General features: G+C 52.3%; 1 rRNA gene. It reads right to left on the bottom strand.

Going from position 1 to position 1,588, the window contains the following annotated elements:
• Positions 1 to 9 precede the first annotated feature (9 nt).
• Positions 10 to 1,572: ribosomal RNA gene (locus tag ACI3E1_RS07855) — 16S ribosomal RNA — on the bottom strand.
• Between the last annotated feature and the right edge of the window lie 16 nt (positions 1,573 to 1,588).

Genomic DNA, 1,588 nt, shown 5'->3' with positions numbered 1-1,588 from the left:
ATTCCTTAGAAAGGAGGTGATCCAGCCGCAGGTTCTCCTACGGCTACCTTGTTACGACTTCACCCCAATCATCTGTCCCACCTTAGACGGCTAGCTCCTTACGGTTACCCCACCGGCTTTGGGTGTTACAAACTCTCATGGTGTGACGGGCGGTGTGTACAAGGCCCGGGAACGTATTCACCGCGACATGCTGATTCGCGATTACTAGCGATTCCGACTTCGTGTAGGCGAGTTGCAGCCTACAGTCCGAACTGAGAACGGCTTTAAGAGATTTGCTGGGCCTCACGACTTCGCGTCTCGTTGTACCGTCCATTGTAGCACGTGTGTAGCCCAGGTCATAAGGGGCATGATGATTTGACGTCATCCCCACCTTCCTCCGGTTTGTCACCGGCAGTCTCATTAGAGTGCCCAACTTAATGCTGGCAACTAATAACAAGGGTTGCGCTCGTTGCGGGACTTAACCCAACATCTCACGACACGAGCTGACGACAACCATGCACCACCTGTCATTCCGTCCCCGAAGGGAACGCCTAATCTCTTAGGCTGGCGAAAGATGTCAAGACCTGGTAAGGTTCTTCGCGTAGCTTCGAATTAAACCACATGCTCCACCGCTTGTGCGGGCCCCCGTCAATTCCTTTGAGTTTCAACCTTGCGGTCGTACTCCCCAGGCGGAGTGCTTATTGCGTTAGCTGCAGCACTGAAGGGCGGAAACCCTCCAACACTTAGCACTCATCGTTTACGGCATGGACTACCAGGGTATCTAATCCTGTTCGCTACCCATGCTTTCGAACCTCAGCGTCAGTTACAGACCAGAGAGCCGCTTTCGCCACTGGTGTTCTTCCATATATCTACGCATTTCACCGCTACACATGGAGTTCCACTCTCCTCTTCTGCACTCAAGTCTCCCAGTTTCCAATGCACTTCTTCGGTTAAGCCGAAGGCTTTCACATCGGACTTAAAAAACAGCCTGCGTTCCCTTTACGCCCAATAAATCCGGACAACGCTTGCCACCTACGTATTACCGCGGCTGCTGGCACGTAGTTAGCCGTGACTTTCTGGTTAGATACCGTCAACGCATAATCAGTTACTCTTATCCGTGTTCTTCTCTAACAACAGCGCTTTACGATCCGAAGACCTTCTTCACGCACGCGGCGTTGCTCCATCAGGCTTGCGCCCATTGTGGAAGATTCCCTACTGCTGCCTCCCGTAGGAGTATGGGCCGTGTCTCAGTCCCATTGTGGCCGATCAGTCTCTCAACTCGGCTACGTATCATTGCCTTGGTAGGCCGTTACCCCACCAACTAGCTAATACGCCGCGGGTCCATCTATCAGTGACACCATTAGCGCCTTTTAATGGAAAAGCATGCGCTTTTCCATCCTATGCGGTATTAGCACCTGTTTCCAAGTGTTATCCCCCGCTGATAGGCAGGTTACCCACGTGTTACTCACCCGTCCGCCACTCGAATCCTTTACGGTGAGTGCAAGCACTCGGTGTAAAGGTTTCGCGTTCGACTTGCATGTATTAGGCACGCCGCCAGCGTTCGTCCTGAGCCAGGATCAAACTCTCATTTTGAATTCGTGACTCATTA

This window comes from Ligilactobacillus sp. LYQ139 (assembly GCF_045033025.1).
GTDB lineage: Bacteria > Bacillota > Bacilli > Lactobacillales > Lactobacillaceae > Ligilactobacillus.
This window is presented reverse-complemented; position numbering and strand designations above follow the sequence as displayed.